At 70.7% G+C, this 13,684-nt stretch carries 15 protein-coding genes; 10 read left to right on the forward strand and 5 right to left on the reverse strand.

Annotated features, from left to right (window positions below; genetic code table 11):
- Window positions 1–156 precede the first annotated feature (156 nt).
- The 4 genes from IMZ11_RS10635 to IMZ11_RS10650 all read left to right on the forward strand — a co-directional run bounded on the left by IMZ11_RS10635 (window position 157) and on the right by IMZ11_RS10650 (window position 3,315).
- Window positions 157–1,344: an RtcB family protein gene (locus IMZ11_RS10635; RefSeq protein WP_228640109.1), complete on the forward strand. Its 1,188-nt coding sequence runs from the start codon at window positions 157–159 to the stop codon at window positions 1,342–1,344.
- A gap of 106 nt (window positions 1,345–1,450) precedes the next feature.
- Entirely contained in the window at window positions 1,451–2,443 is a 993-nt protein-coding gene (gene moaA, locus IMZ11_RS10640) for a GTP 3',8-cyclase MoaA (RefSeq protein WP_228640111.1), read from the forward strand.
- 6 nt (window positions 2,444–2,449) lie between these two features.
- Window positions 2,450–3,061 carry a molybdenum cofactor guanylyltransferase gene (locus tag IMZ11_RS10645; protein WP_228640114.1) on the forward strand — a complete coding sequence of 204 codons (612 nt, stop codon included), beginning with the start codon at window positions 2,450–2,452 and terminating at the stop codon, window positions 3,059–3,061.
- Window positions 3,058–3,315 carry a DUF6457 domain-containing protein gene (locus IMZ11_RS10650; protein ID WP_228640116.1) on the forward strand — a complete coding sequence of 86 codons (258 nt, stop codon included), beginning with the start codon at window positions 3,058–3,060 and terminating at the stop codon, window positions 3,313–3,315. The genes IMZ11_RS10645 and IMZ11_RS10650 overlap by 4 nt, the downstream gene beginning before the upstream one ends.
- A 481-nt stretch (window positions 3,316–3,796) precedes the next feature.
- Here the strand turns inward: IMZ11_RS10650 and IMZ11_RS10655 are convergent, their stop codons facing one another.
- Window positions 3,797–4,108, reverse strand: coding sequence for a DUF3099 domain-containing protein (locus IMZ11_RS10655; RefSeq protein ID WP_061255619.1), 312 nt, complete (start codon window positions 4,106–4,108; stop codon window positions 3,797–3,799).
- An 84-nt stretch (window positions 4,109–4,192) separates the two neighbouring features.
- Here IMZ11_RS10655 and IMZ11_RS10660 point away from each other — a divergent pair, with 84 nt between their 5' ends.
- On the forward strand, window positions 4,193–4,405 hold the full coding sequence (locus IMZ11_RS10660) for a dodecin (protein ID WP_061255620.1): 213 nt from the start codon (window positions 4,193–4,195) through the stop codon (window positions 4,403–4,405).
- 112 nt (window positions 4,406–4,517) lie between these two features.
- Here IMZ11_RS10660 and IMZ11_RS10665 read toward each other — a convergent pair whose 3' ends face one another.
- Together IMZ11_RS10665 and IMZ11_RS10670 are read right to left on the reverse strand one after the other, a co-directional pair.
- The gene (locus tag IMZ11_RS10665) at window positions 4,518–5,888 is read right to left on the reverse strand and encodes a metallopeptidase TldD-related protein (RefSeq protein ID WP_228640119.1); all 1,371 of its coding nucleotides are present in this window, start codon (window positions 5,886–5,888) and stop codon (window positions 4,518–4,520) included.
- Between the two features lie 8 nt (window positions 5,889–5,896).
- Entirely contained in the window at window positions 5,897–7,390 is a 1,494-nt protein-coding gene (locus tag IMZ11_RS10670; protein ID WP_228640122.1) for a TldD/PmbA family protein, read from the reverse strand.
- Window positions 7,391–7,467: 77 nt separating this feature from the next.
- On the opposite strand from IMZ11_RS10670, the gene IMZ11_RS10675 reads away from it, so the two are divergent.
- Both IMZ11_RS10675 and fabI read left to right on the forward strand, forming a co-directional pair.
- Window positions 7,468–8,172, forward strand: coding sequence for a beta-ketoacyl-ACP reductase (locus tag IMZ11_RS10675; protein ID WP_228640125.1), 705 nt, complete (start codon window positions 7,468–7,470; stop codon window positions 8,170–8,172).
- A gap of 79 nt (window positions 8,173–8,251) precedes the next feature.
- Window positions 8,252–9,016 (forward strand): enoyl-ACP reductase FabI, encoded by a 765-nt coding sequence (gene fabI, locus IMZ11_RS10680; protein ID WP_228640127.1) that lies wholly within the window; start codon window positions 8,252–8,254, stop codon window positions 9,014–9,016.
- Between the two features lie 172 nt (window positions 9,017–9,188).
- Here fabI and IMZ11_RS10685 read toward each other — a convergent pair whose 3' ends face one another.
- Window positions 9,189–10,316, reverse strand: a complete 1,128-nt coding sequence (locus tag IMZ11_RS10685; protein ID WP_228640130.1) for a collagen-like triple helix repeat-containing protein — start codon at window positions 10,314–10,316, stop codon at window positions 9,189–9,191.
- A gap of 376 nt (window positions 10,317–10,692) precedes the next feature.
- A complete protein-coding gene (locus tag IMZ11_RS10690) occupies window positions 10,693–11,631 on the reverse strand; it encodes an aldo/keto reductase (protein WP_228640133.1) in 939 nt (312 codons plus the stop codon).
- Between the two features lie 44 nt (window positions 11,632–11,675).
- Here IMZ11_RS10690 and IMZ11_RS10695 point away from each other — a divergent pair, with 44 nt between their 5' ends.
- From IMZ11_RS10695 to IMZ11_RS10705, 3 genes are all read left to right on the forward strand, one after another.
- Window positions 11,676–12,494 carry an undecaprenyl-diphosphate phosphatase gene (locus tag IMZ11_RS10695; RefSeq protein WP_061255627.1) on the forward strand — a complete coding sequence of 273 codons (819 nt, stop codon included), beginning with the start codon at window positions 11,676–11,678 and terminating at the stop codon, window positions 12,492–12,494.
- Window positions 12,491–13,198, forward strand: coding sequence for a histidine phosphatase family protein (locus IMZ11_RS10700; protein WP_061255628.1), 708 nt, complete (start codon window positions 12,491–12,493; stop codon window positions 13,196–13,198). Before IMZ11_RS10695 ends, IMZ11_RS10700 begins: the two co-directional genes overlap by 4 nt.
- A 9-nt stretch (window positions 13,199–13,207) precedes the next feature.
- Window positions 13,208–13,684: DUF3090 domain-containing protein (locus tag IMZ11_RS10705; RefSeq protein WP_228640135.1), on the forward strand; the 477-nt coding region annotated here is incomplete at its 3' end.

Below are 13,684 nucleotides of genomic sequence, written 5' to 3' on the forward strand. Positions count from 1 at the left end.
GCCCGCCCGTTCACGAACGCCGGATCCCCACGGCCCGAGATCTCGGGGCGCCGCCCGCGGTAATTCTGTTGCCGATCAAGGGGGATTCTGGCGTTATAGGGCATGTCGTTCACGACGGGGCACCGCCGTGAGGTCCGTACGAGAGGGGAGGCGACGATGACGTATCGCGAGGTGACCGGGGCTCGGGCACCGATCAGGATGTGGGCGAACCCGGACGAGGTCGAGGAACAGGCGATGCGGCAGCTCCGCAACGTCGCCGACCTGCCCTGGACCCACGGCGTCGCGGTGATGCCGGACGTCCATTACGGCCTGGGCGCGACGGTCGGCTCCGTGATCGCGATGCGGGACGCGGTGTCCCCGGCGGCGGTCGGAGTGGACATCGGCTGCGGGATGAGCGCGGTGAAGACGTCGCTCAAGGTCGAGGAGCTGCCCGACAACCTTCACTACCTCCGCTCGCGGCTGGAGCAGGCGGTGCCGGTCGGGTTCGGCAAGCACAAGACGCCCGTCGACCCGTCGAAGGTGTACGGCCTGCCCCAGGAGGGCTGGAAGGAGTTCTGGCAGGACTTCGAGTGGCTGGCGGAGCCCGTACGCGGCCTCAGGGCGCGGGCCGAGGTCCAGATGGGCACGCTGGGCTCGGGGAACCACTTCCTCGAGGTCTGCGCCGACGACGACGGCGCCGTCTGGGTGGTGCTGCACTCGGGCTCGCGGAACATCGGCAAGGAGCTGGCCGAGTTCCACATCGAGCAGGCGCGCCGGCTCCCGCACAACAAGGGGCTGCCGGATCGGGATCTCGCGGTGTTCATCCACGGCTCCCCGAAGATGGACGCGTACCGGAGCGACCTGTTCTGGGCGCAGGACTACGCGCGGCGCAACCGGGCGGTCATGCTGGCCCTGGTCTGCAACGTGCTGCGCAAGCACTTCAAGGAGATCAGGTTCGACGAGCCGATCTCCTGCCACCACAACTACGTGGCCGACGAGACGTACGACGGCATCCGGCTGCTGGTGACCAGGAAGGGCGCGATCCGGGCGGGCAGGGGCGACCTCGGGATCATCCCGGGGTCGATGGCCACCGGCACCTACATCGTGCGCGGCCTGGGCAACAGCAGGGCGTTCAACTCGGCGTCGCACGGCGCGGGACGGAAGATGAGCCGGACCCGGGCCAGGAAGACCTTCACCCTGGACGATCTGGCCGGCCAGACCAGCGGGGTCGAGTGCCGCAAGGACGCCGGGGTACTCGACGAGATCCCGGGGGCGTACAAGGACATCGAGTCGGTCATGGCCGCCCAGTCCGACCTCGTCGAGGTGGTCGCCCACCTGCGTCAGGTGATCTGCGTCAAGGGATGAACGGATCGTGATGGTTCGAGGGGAATCATCATGGTCCCTTCCGCCGTTCCCGGAGGAAAGGCGACAGGTCGTAGGCTGGTGTCTTCTGACGCCCTGGAGGTCCCCCTTGCTGGTTGACTCATTCGGCCGGGTCGCGACGGACCTGCGCGTATCGCTGACAGACCGGTGCAACCTGCGGTGCACGTACTGCATGCCGCCGGAGGGGCTCGACTGGCTGCCCAAACCCGATCTGCTCACCGCCGAGGAGATCACCCGCCTCGTCGCCATCGGCGTGGAACGGCTGGGCGTCACGGAGGTGCGCTACACCGGCGGCGAGCCCCTGCTCCGGCGGGAGCTGGTCGAGATCGTCGCGGCGACCACCCGGCTCGACCCGCGCCCCCAGGTGTCGCTGACCACCAACGGCATCGGCCTCGCCCGGCTCGCCGCGCCGCTCGCGGAGGAGGCCGGGCTCGACCGCGTCAACGTCTCGCTCGACACCCTGGACCGTGACGTGTTCGTCCGGCTCGCCCACCGTGACCGGCTACGGGACGTCGTGGACGGCCTGGCGGCGGCCGAGCGGGCCGGGCTCACCCCCGTCAAGATCAACACTGTGCTGATGCGGGGGATCAACGAGCACGAGGCCGTGCCGCTGCTGCGGTTCAGCCTGGACCACGGCTACGAGTTGCGCTTCATCGAGCAGATGCCCCTCGACGCCCAGCACGGCTGGCGCCGCGAGGATATGGTCACCGCCGACGAGATCCTCGGCCTGCTCAAGGACTCCTTCGACCTCTCCGAGGACGACCCGAGCGGCCGGGGCAGCGCGCCCGCCGAGCTCTTCCTGGTGAACGGCGGCCCGGCGCGGGTCGGCGTGATCGGCTCGGTCACCCGGCCGTTCTGCGGGGCGTGCGACCGCGTCCGGCTCACCGCCGACGGCCAGATCCGCAACTGCCTGTTCGCGACCGAGGAGTCCGATCTCCGTACGGCGCTGCGGTCCGGCGCCTCCGACGAGGACCTCGCGTCCCGGTGGATCGCGGCCGTGCGCGGGAAGAAGGCCGGCCACGGCATCGACGACCCGTCCTTCCTCCAGCCGTCCCGCCCCATGTCGGCCATCGGAGGCTAGACCGCCGTGCGGGACGACGCGGTGCCGTACGACGCGGTGATCCTGGCCGGAGGGCGCGCGAAGCGCCTGGGCGGCCTGGACAAGCCGGGAGAGCCGGTCGGAGGGCGGCCCCTGATCGAGCGGGTGGCGGCGGCGGTGCCCGGCGCGCGCACCCTCGTCGTGGTCGGCCCTCCGAGGCCGGGACGCGGGCTGGAACGTGCCGTCCACGTCAGGGAGGACCCGCCCGGATCCGGGCCGATCCCGGCGCTGCGCGCGGGTCTCGCCCTCGTCACCGAGGCCGAGGTCGCGTTGCTCGCCGCCGACCTGCCGTTCCTGGACGCGGGGCACGTGACGGCGCTCTTCGCCGCCGCGCGCGCCGCCGGAGCCCCCGGCGCGGTGCTCGTGGACGACGAGGGCAAGGAGCAGTGGCTGACCGGCGTGTGGCGGTCGGGGCCGCTCCGTGCGGCGCTCGGAAGCTACACCGGCCAGTCCCTGCGCGGGCTCCTCGGCCCCCTGGGGCCGGCGGCGATCCGCCTCGCGTCCCGCGCGGACGGGTGCGACCCGTGGTTCGACTGCGACACCATGGATGATCTCGACCGGGCGCGCCGGAGTCGAGTGACGAGCGAGGAGACCGCATGAACGTGCTGGAGCAGTGGACCGCCCTGGTGTGCCGGGAGCTGGGCGTCGACCCTGAGCGGGTGGACAGGAACGCCGTGCTGGACCTGACCCGCGATGTGGCGCACGGTGTGGCCCGGCCCGCCGCGCCGCTCACCGCCTACCTGCTCGGGCTCGCCCAGGGAGCCGGTACGGCCCCGCAGGACGCGCTGGAACGCCTGTCGATGATGGCCAGGAACTGGGAGCAGGCCACGACCGAAACCATGAAGGACGCCTAAGGAGGGTCTGACAAATACGGCCCGTGCGTGGCAGGGCTTGATTTGTCAGACATGACCTCAGGAGGCGGCGGCGAGGCTCACCCGGTGAGGTTGTTCTCCGAACCTCGGCCGGGTTGCCTCCCGGGCGGGCCTCACGGCGCGTCGGTGGGCCGGGGCCGTGGGATTTCGATCGCGCGGGGGCTCTGGCGGGGGATCTGATCAGGAGGCTCGCGTCGCCGGGCGGGGAAATGATCGGCGCATATATCGCGATATACCGCGCAAACGACGTTCGGGCGTCGCACGGGAATATGTTCGAATTAAATCGATAAAACAGGTAAAAAATAGAAGGGCGACGCCGGGTGGTTACGGGGGCAAACCACCCGGCGCCGCTTCATCGGCGTTCCGACGGGGGCCCGGAACGCCGGCACCAGCGCTCCGACGGGGGACCAGAGCGCTTGGCTAAACTGTACACCTACAACCCATGGGATGCGTCAAGACTTTGTCACGACCCGATCTCGCGTCGATGCCGTGGTATCTCGTTTTGGTTAGCTTCCGTGGTTTCCATGGGCGACGGCTGACCTTTACCTCGCTCATTGGCCCCGATCACGGCAACGTACGGCAAAACGACGGCTCCGGCGACGAGGAGTGCGCGTACCGGCCACGGCGCGGGCACGGCCACGGCGAGGACGAGGCACACGAGGCGGATCGCCATCTTGATCACGTAGCTGATCTCACGCCGTCGGATGTCCTCGGACAGGGCGGGCCTGGCGTCCGTAACCTGATGAACCGTCCGGTTCCGGCCCCAAAGCTTCACAAACTCCACGGTAGACCCCGCATGGTGGGGGCGCGAAAGCGCCGCAGCGATACGAGCATGAGTCCGAGCGAGAGGGAGGACGTCATGTCGGATCGAACCTATCGGGTGACCGAAATAGTCGGCACTTCGGGGGAGAGCGTCGACCAGGCCATCCGCAACGGCATCCGCCGGGCCGCGGAAACCCTTCGGCATCTCGACTGGTTCGAGGTGATCGAGGTCCGCGGCCACATCGAGGACGGCGAGGTGGCCCACATCCAGGTCGGCCTGAAGGTCGGATTCCGCCTGGAAGACGCCTGAGCCCGCCCGGGGAACGAGGCCGCCGCGATGGACGGCCCGCATCGCCGGGCGGGCGTGGCGCAGGCCCGAGGAACACGCCCGAGGGTCGGGCGGGTGGAAACAGGGGGAGGGGTCAGTTCGCCTGGCTGACCGTGGACATGTTGAAGTCGGGCACCCGGACCGTCGGCATGACCGTACGGGTGAAGTAGTCGTTCCACTCGCGCGGCAGGGTCTGCTCGCTGCGCCCGACCTCGGTGAGCCGGCCCAGCAGATCGACCGGCGACTCGTTGAACCTGAAGTTGTTGACCTCTCCGACGACCTCGCCGTTCTCCACGAGGTAGACGCCGTCCCTGGTGAGGCCGGTGAGCAACAGGGACTGCGGGTCCACCTCGCGGATGTACCACAGGCAGGTGAGCAGCAGGCCGCGCTCGGTGCCGGCGATCATCTCCTCCAGGGAGCGCCCGCCGTCAGGGCCGGTCATGATCAGGTTGTCGATCTGCGGAGTGACCGCCAGTCCGGTCACCTCGGCGGAGTGCCGGGTCTGCACCAGGTTGGCCAGCGTTCCGCCGGAGATCCAGTCGGTGGCGCCGAGGCCCAGGCCGTTGTCGAAGACCGATGCCTCGCGGCTGGAGGCGTGCGCGATGACGAACGGCGCGCACTCGATGCCCGGGTGGACCGGGTCGCTGTACAGCCGCATGGGGACGTCGGAGAGGCGCTCGCCGACGCGCGTGCCGCCGCCCGGCTTGGAGAACACCGTACGGCCGTCGGCGGCGTCCCTCGCGCCCGCCGACCAGTAGAGGTAGATCATCAGGTCGGAGACCGCGCTCGGCGGCAGGATCGTCTCGTACCGCCCGGCAGGGAGGTCGACACGGCGCTTGGCCCAGTCGAGCCGCCGGGCGAGTGTCGCGTCGAGCGCGGCCACGTCCACGTCCGTGAAGTCGCGGGTCGCCACGCCCGTCCACGCCGACCGGGACATGTCGCGCGACTTCGCGTTGAGCTCAAGCCGTCCGGTCGGCTGGTCGTGGCGGGCCCTGAGGCCGGACGACGTCCCGACGAAGGTGGAGGTCAGGATGTGCTCGGCGAAGCCGTACAACCTCCGGCCCGAGGACTCGGCCGCCGCGAACGACTCGCCCAGCGCGGGCGCGAAGTCGCGGAAGACCTCGATGGTGGTCGGATCGACGCCCCGGTCCCAGTCGCCGTACGAGCCGCCGCCGGCGAGCGGCCGGGCGTCCTCGGACGGCTGGGCGTCCCTGGCCGCGCGGTCGGCGGCCGCCACCACGTCGGCGAGTTGGTCCGGGCGCACCGCGGCGCGGGACACCACGCCCGTGCCCTGTCCCACGATCGAGATCACGGTCAGCTGCGAGGACCGCGCCACCCCGTTGGTGGTGAGCGTGTTGCCCGCGAAACGCAGGTTGGCCGTGGACCCCTCGTCCACGATCACGACGCAGTCGTCCGCCTGGCTGAGCGCGAGAGCCCGCTCGACCGTCTCCTGGGGAGTGCTCATGCGCTCGCTCACTTGCCGCCCTCCTGCACCGTGTTGAGGATCCGGACGCCCCGGAACAGCGCCGAGGGCGTGCCGTGGCTGACCGGCGCGACCTGCCCCGGCTGGCCCTTGCCGCAGTTGAACGCGCCGCCGAGCACGTACGTCTCCGGTCCGCCGACGGCCTCCATGGACCGCCAGAAGTCGGTCGTGGTCGCCTGGTAGGCGACGTCGCGGAGCTGACCGGCCAGCTTGCCGTTCTCGATCCGGTAGAAGCGCTGGCCGGTGAACTGGAAGTTGTAGCGCTGCATGTCGATCGACCAGCTCTTGTCGCCCACGATGTAGACACCCCGCTCCACGCGGGAGACGAGCTCCTCGGTCGAGGGGCCGCCCTCGGCCGGCCGGAGGGACACGTTGGCCATCCGCTGCATCGGCACGTGGCCGGGGGAGTCGGCGAACGCGCAGCCGTTGGACCGCCCGAGGCCCTTCAGCAGGGCCATCCGCCGGTCGAGCTGGTAGCCCACCAGGGTGCCGTCGCGGACGATGTCGAACGCCTGTCCCTCGACGCCCTCGTCGTCCCAGCCGACCGTGGCCAGGCCGTGTTCCGCCGTGCGGTCGCCCACGACGTTCATGACCGGCGAGCCGTACCGCAGAGTGCCGAGTTGGTCGAACGTGGCGAAGGAGGTGCCGGCGTACGCCGCCTCGTAGCCGAGCGCGCGGTCCAGCTCGGTCGCGTGGCCGATCGACTCGTGGATGGTCAGCCACAGGTTCGACGGGTCGATCACCAGGTCGTACGCTCCCGCCTCGACCGACGGGGCCTTCAGCTTCTCGGTGAGCAGGTCGGGGATCTCGGCGAGTTCGGCGGGGAAGTCCCAGCCGGTGCCCGTGAGGTATTCGAAGCCGCGGCCGGCCGGCGGCGCCAGCGTGCGCATGTCGTCGAACCGGTCGCCGTCGGATCGCATCGCGGTCAGCGCGGGAAACACCCGGACCCGCTGCTGCGTGGTGACCGTGCCCGCCGTGTCGGCGTAGAACTTCTGCTCCTTGACCTGCATCAGCGAGGCCGAGACGTGGTCCACCCGGCCGAGCAGGCCCGAGGACCAGCCGCCGAGCAGCTCCACCTTGTCGCGCAGCGGCACGTCGAACGGGTCCACGTCGTAGGCGGACACCCACGTGACGTCGGAGTAGACGGGCTCGGGCGCGAGCTCGACGGGCTCCCTGTTGATGGGGGCGCTCACCGCGGCCACCCGCACGGCCTCCTCGGCGGCGCGGACCGCGGCCTCCGGCGTCAGCTCGACGCCGGACGCGAACCCCCATGTGCCATCCTTGATCACCCGTACGGCGAAGCCGAGATCGTCGGCGTCCATGGACCCCTCGAGACGGGCGTCGAACAGGCGCAGGGTCTCTGAACGCACCCGCTCCAGGCGGAACGCGGCGTGCTCGGCGCCCAGGTCACGGGCGCGCTGCAGGGCCGCGTCCGCCAGCCGCCTGAGTGGCAGGGCGAGGAAATCGGGATCGATCTGGCGCATGTCCACGATCCTAACCCTGTGATCTTGTGCCCAGCGGACAAGAGGATTACCGGGCGGTAGCCGATAGCGTCGCGTGCATGGCTCGTTCTGTTCTCGTCACCGGCGGCAACCGTGGCATCGGTCTCGCCATCGCCCGTGAGCTCGCCGCCGCCGGCGACGCTGTCGCCGTCACCTACCGCTCTGGACAGCCCCCGCAGGGGCTGTTCGGCGTCCGCTGCGACGTGACCGACTCCGCGGACGTGGACGCCGCCTTCGAGAAGGCCGAGGCCGAGCACGGCCCGGTGGAGGTCGTGGTCGCCAACGCCGGGATCACCAAGGACACGCTGTTGCCGTTGATGAAGGAGGAGACCTTCACCGACGTCATCGACACCAACCTGACCGGCGCGTACCGCGTCGCGAAGCGGGCCGTGCGGCCGATGCTGCGGCTCAAGCGCGGCAGGATCGTGCTGATCTCCTCGGTCGTCGCCATGCTCGGGTCGGCCGGCCAGACGAACTACGCCGCGTCGAAGGCCGGGCTGATCGGATTCGGCCGGTCGCTTGCCAGGGAGCTCGCCTCGCGCGGCATCACGGTCAACATCGTCGCGCCGGGGTTCGTCGAGACCGACATGACCGCCGTCCTCGACGACGCCCAGCAGGAGCTGATCCGCAAGAACATCCCGCTCGGACGGCAGGCCACCGCCGAGGAGATCGCGAAGGTCGTCAGGTTCCTGGCGAGTGACGACGCCTCCTACGTCACCGGCGCGGTCATTCCCGTGGACGGTGGCCTCGGAATGGGCCACTGACTTCCTGGAAGCATTCCGGAGGCATTCCGGGACGGACGAGAACGGGTGGCCGAGGGCCACCCGGAACTGGAGCTGACACATGGGTCTGCTGGACGGCAAACGACTGCTGGTCACCGGCGTCCTCACCGACTCCTCGATCGCCTACAACGTGGCGAAGCTCGCTCAGGAGGAGGGCGCGACCATCGTGCTGACCGGCTTCGGCCGCCTCAGCCTGGTGGAGCGCATCGCCAGGCGGCTGCCCGAGCCGCCGCCGGTGATCGAGCTGGACGTGCAGAACACCGAGCACCTCGACACGCTCGCCGACCGCGTGGGCGAGCACCTGGGCGGGCTGGACGGTGTCGTCCACTCCATCGGCTTCGCGCCGCAGACGTGCCTGGGCGGCAACTTCCTCAACACTACTTGGGAGGACGTGGCGACCGCCGTCCACGTCTCCACCTACTCGTTCAAGTCGCTCGCCGTGGCGTGCCTTCCGCTGATGAAGGGCGGCGGCTCGATCGTCGGCCTCGACTTCGACGCCACCAAGGCGTGGCCCGTCTACGACTGGATGGGCGTGGCCAAGGCCGGCCTGGAGTCCTGCTCCCGCTATCTCGCGCGGGACCTCGGCACGCACGGCATCCGGGTCAACCTGGTCGCCGCCGGTCCGCTGCGCACCATGGCCGCCAAGAGCATCCCGGGCTTCCAGGAGTTCGAGGAGAGCTGGCCGTCCAAGGCTCCCCTCGGCTGGGACCTGACCGACACCGAGCCCGCGGCCCGGGCCTGCCTCGCCCTGCTGTCCGACTGGTTCCCCGCCACCACCGGGGAGATCGTGCACGTCGACGGCGGCGTGCACGCCATGGGAGCCTGACTCCCGCGTCCGTCCGGCGCCGTCGCACCCGTCGTGCGACGGCGCCATTCCATGCCGGTCCCATGTCGCGGGCCGCCCCGGCCCTCGTCGTGCGGTCTCTGTTCGCGGGGACCGTGTGCGGATCGTGGTCCGGCTGCCTACGGGCCGTCCTCAGGCGGTCTTCAGGCGGTCTTCAGGCCATGCGGTGACGGCCGGGGGTGCCGGTGAGCCGCACACCCTCGAACGGCATCGTCTCCGGCAGGTTCGCGCGGGCCCTGCGGGCCGACACCACGCGGGTGGCGAGCACGGCGGACAGCAGCAGCGCCGCGGTCAGCGCCGTCTCCACCATGTCGTACGGCCGGCGCGACCGGATCGGCTCGCCCTTCATGTGGGTGGCGAGCCCCGGGACGTACTGCCCCGGCCACAGCAGCGGGATGCCCACGTCGTCCGGGTTCACGGAAAGATCCACCGGGCGGATGGGCTTGCCTCCGTCGATGAAGTTCGGCCGGTTGTCCGGTGGCCGGGTCGGCTCGGTCGGAAGAGTGCCGTCCGCAGTCTCGCCGTGGGCGGACTCGCTCTCCTCACTGCCGGCGGGCTTGGCCGTCCCGCCCTCGGAGGGATCGCAGTGGGCGCCCGCGACCACCGGGAGGCAGGTGCCGCCGACGGTCTGGGTCAGCCCGTCCGTGAGATCCACCGCGCCGTTCACCGCATCGCCGACCGCATCGCCGACCGTGCTCCCGGCCGAACCCGAGGAACCGGCGGACGATCCCGTACCGCCGACCGCGTCGCCGAGCCCCTTGACCGTTCCGCTGAGCGTGCCGGTCACACCACCGACCGTGTCGTCCAGGGTGCCGGTCACACCACCGACCGTGTCTCCGAGAGTGCCGGTCACACCGCCGACCGTGTCCCCGAGGGAGCCGGTGAGCCCGCCGACCGTGTCGGTCACGCCGCCCACGGTCTTGCCGAGCGTGCCCGTCACGCCGCCCACGGTCTCGCCGAGCGTGCCCGTCACGCCGCTCACCGTCTTGCCGAGCGTGCCGGTCACGCCGTTGACGGTGCCGTTGACCGTACCGGTCACCCCGCCGACCGTGTCGTCGACCACGGCGCCGAGCCCTGAGGTGGCCCCGCCGGTCGCCGCGTTCAGCGTGCCGGTCGCGCCGTGGACCACCGAGCACAGGCCGTTGGTCACGTCGGACAGCAGCCCGCCGCCGGCGCAGTCGGCCGCCTGAACGGGCTCGGCCGCCAGCAGGGGGACTCCCACGCTGAGGGCAACCGCCAGCGCCCCCGCAGAGATCGCGGCCGCATGACGTCCGACCTCCATATGCTCCCCTTCCCCAATCCCGGGCTCGTCGTCATCCCACCCTCAGGGCGTGTCCGGTGCCTCACACCCGCCATGCGCGGCCTCGCCGGCGCCTCGCCACGCCGACGCCGCATTCACGGGCGCGAGCCGCGCCCGGGATCGTGATGGGCGGCATGTGCCGAACACTCCCTACGGCTCCCACTCTTTTCCTAAGCGCCCGGATTTTTCGCCGAAAGTTGCGATTCGGTATCGACGCGTGATACGCGAGAAGAACTCTCGTTTTTTACGGTGAGCTCCGGAGGATGCCGGCGGGGCGCCGGAACAGCTGTCCGGGGACAGGGCAGGCCGTGGATGTCGGGGGCCTCTCAGAACGCGTGTCTCAGGAGGGTGTGCCGCCTCAGGAGTCGGAGACGTCGTCCAGGGCTTCGCGGATCTCCCACGGAAGGGTGAGCTTCTCGGCCTGGAGAACACCGAGCAACTGCGCGTGCGTGCGCGCGCCCACGACGGCGGACGACACGCCCGGCCGGTCGCGCACCCAGGAAAGGGCCACCGCGAGCGGCGACACGCCGAGGCCGTCGGCCGCCGTCGCCACCGACTCCACGATCCTGCGGCAGCGATCGTCGAGGTACGGCGTGACGAACTCGGCGAAGTGCGGTGTCGCGGCGCGGGAGTCCGCCGGGATGCCGGTGCGGTACTTGCCGGTCAGCACGCCCCGCCCCAGCGGCGACCACGCCAGGAAGCCCGCGCCGACGTGCCCGGCGGCCGGGAGCAGCTCCTGCTCGGGCTCGCGGGCGAGGAGGGAGTACTCCGCCTGGGCGCAGACGATCGGCGTCCGCGACTCGCCCGAGCGCTGCCACACCGCCGCCGCGGCGAGCTGCCACCCCGCGTAGTCGCACACCCCTGCGTAGGCCGTACGACCCGAGGAGACCGCGAGATCGACGGCGGCGAGTGTCTCCTCAAGGGGGACGTCGGGGTCGAAGGCGTGCAGCTGCCACAGGTCGACATCGTCCAGCCCCAGCCGGGACAGGGAGGCGTCCAGCGCCCGGATCAGGTGCCGCCGCGACGCGTCGCGGTCGCCGTCGGCGGTCAGCACGGCCTTGGTCGAGATCACCAGGTCGTCGCGCCGCACCACGTCCCGCATGAGCCGGCCGATCAGGAGTTCGGCGTCGCCGCCCCCGTAGACGTCGGCCGTGTCGACCAGCGTGCCGCCCGCCTCGACGAACGCGGTGAGTTGGGCGGTCGCCTCCTCGGCCCCGGTGTCGCGGGCCCAGGTCATCGTGCCGAGCCCCACCCGGGACACCGAGAGACCGCTGCGCCCGACAAGTCGCTGATCCATTGTTAGGCCAGATTAGCGCGTCGGACAGTTTAGGCTGGCCCATCGTGGACTCTCTCCAGGCCATCGTGCTCGGGATCGTGCAGGGGCTCACCGAATTCCTGCCGATCTCCAGCTCCGCGCACCTGCTGATCGTGCCGAAGCTCCTGGGGTGGTCCGACCCCGGCGCGGCCTTCACCGCGGTGATCCAGTTAGGCACCATGCTGGCGGTGCTGATCTACTTCTGGCGCGACATCGTGCGGATCTTCTGGACCTGGCTGCGGAGCCTGTGGACCCCCGACCTGCGCGGCCACCTGGACGCCCGCATGGGCTGGTACATCGGCCTCGGGACGATCCCCATCGGCGTCGCCGGCCTGCTGTTCAAGGACGCGATCGAGGGCCCGGCGCGCAATCTGTGGCTGAACGCGAGCATGCTCATCGTCTTCGGCCTCCTGCTGCTCACCGCCGACCAGATGGGCAGGAAGAAGAAGGAGGTCGCCGACCTCGGTCTGCGCGACGGTCTGATCATCGGCGCCTGGCAGATGCTGCCCCTGGTCCCCGGCGCCTCCCGGTCGGGTTCCACCATGACGGGCGCCATGTTCCTCGGCTACACGCGCGAGGCCGCGGCCCGCTACTCCTTCCTCCTGTCCATCCCCGCGGTGGTCCTGTCCGGACTGTTCGAGCTGCGCCACATGGGCGACGGGGGAGGGGTGGCGCCGGTGCCGACCGCGATCGCGACCATCGTCTCGTTCGTCGTCGGGTACGCCTCGATCGCCTGGCTGTTGCGTTACGTCGCCAAGCATTCGACCATCGTGTTCGTGGTCTACCGGGTCTTCGCGGGCACCTTCCTGCTCACGCTCCTCTCGCTGGGAGTGATCTCCTCATGACGACCCTCCTGCTCCTGCGGCACGGGCTCACCGCGATGACGGGGCCGGTGCTCGCGGGCTGGACGCCGGGTGTCCACCTCGACGAGCGTGGGCGGCGGCAGGCGGAGGCGCTCGCCGGGCGGCTCGCCCCGCTCGACCTCGACGCCGTCGTCTCCAGCCCGCTCGAACGTTGCCAGGAGACGGCGCTCGCCGTGGCGCTGCGGCAGGAGCGGTGCAATACGGTCCAGACCGACGACCGCTTCGGGGAGTGCGGCTACGGCGACTGGACCGGCCGGCCGATCGAGGAGCTGGTCCGGGAGCCGCTCTGGCAGGTCGTCCAGGCGCATCCGAGCGCCGCCGTGTTCCCCGGCGGCGAGGCGCTGGCCGACGCCCAGAGCCGGGCCGTACGCGCGGTCCGCGAGTGGAACGACCGACTGGGAGAGAAGGCGACCTACGCCGTCTGCACCCACGGCGACGTGATCAAGGCGATCGTCGCCGACGCGCTCGGGCTGCACCTCGACCAGTTCCAGCGGATCAACGCCTATCCCGCGTCGTTGACCGTGATCCGCTACACCCCCTTGCGCCCCTTCCTGCTCAGGCTCAACGACATCGGAGGGGACGTGGCCGATCTGATTCCTCCGAGCGAGGTTCCGGGGGAGCCGGACGGGGGAGAAAACATCACCGGGAGCGATGCCGCCGTCGGCGGCGGACCCGGGACCACGTAAGGTCGGGTTATGCCGGTCTTCGACTACGATCCGCCTGACAGGTTCGTGGCCGGTGCCGTCGGGCAACCGGGAGCACGGGCCTTCTTCCTGCAGGCCCGTGGCCAGGGCAGGGTCACCACTGTCGCGCTCGAGAAGTTCCAGGTCGCCGTGCTCGCCGACCGGCTCGACGAGCTGCTCGACGAGGTGCTGCGCCGTACCGGCGGCCGTGCCCCCGTCCCGGCCGCGGCCCCGGTCGAACTCGCCGACGACGCCCCGCTCGACCTCCCGATCGACGAGGACTTCCGGGTCGGCACCATGGCGCTCGCATGGGATCCCGAGACCTCCCAGGTGATCATCGAGGCGCAGGAGGCCACGGAGGCCGAGGCCGAGGACGAGGTGTTCGACACCGACGAGCCCGAGCCCGCCGTCCTGCGGGTGCGGATCAGTCCCGCGGCGGCCCGCGCCTTCAGCCGCCGGGCCCTCGACCTCGTCGCCGCCGGCCGCCCG

It is taken from the genome of Microtetraspora sp. AC03309 (genome assembly GCF_020826795.1).
Lineage (GTDB): Bacteria > Actinomycetota > Actinomycetes > Streptosporangiales > Streptosporangiaceae > Microtetraspora > Microtetraspora glauca.